The organism is Streptomyces niphimycinicus (genome assembly GCF_018883605.1).
Classification (GTDB): Bacteria; Actinomycetota; Actinomycetes; order Streptomycetales; family Streptomycetaceae; genus Streptomyces; species Streptomyces niphimycinicus.
In genome coordinates, this window is sequence record NZ_JAHLEM010001371.1 from 1 (window position 1) to 343 (window position 343).

General features: G+C 80.8%; 1 pseudogene. It reads left to right on the forward strand.

What is annotated here, in order from left to right:
- Window positions 1-343: pseudogene (locus KN815_RS49785) on the forward strand (hypothetical protein); the annotation flags it as partial.

Consider the following 343-nt stretch of genomic DNA (forward strand, 5'->3'; position numbering starts at 1 on the left):
CCCGCCCCGGCGCCCGCGAGTCCGCCGAGGGACACCGGACCCCGGGGCACCGCAAGCACGCCCACGCGCCCTCGCATCCGGCCGCCCACCCGCCCGCCAAGCACCCCGCGGACGCGTCGCACACCCCGCCGAAGAAGCACTCCGACGCCGCCAAGCCACCGGCCAAGGGCACCGGCCACCCGCAGGCCCCCGGCCGCACCACCAAGCCCGGCCACGCCAACTCCCCGCAGAAGCCCCAGACCCAGAAGCCCCAGACCCAGAAGCCCCCGCAGGCCAACCCGCCGGGGCCGCCGAAGGGCCCCCAGGGGCCCGCCGGGGGCGGCGCCCCGGCCGGTGGGCCGGA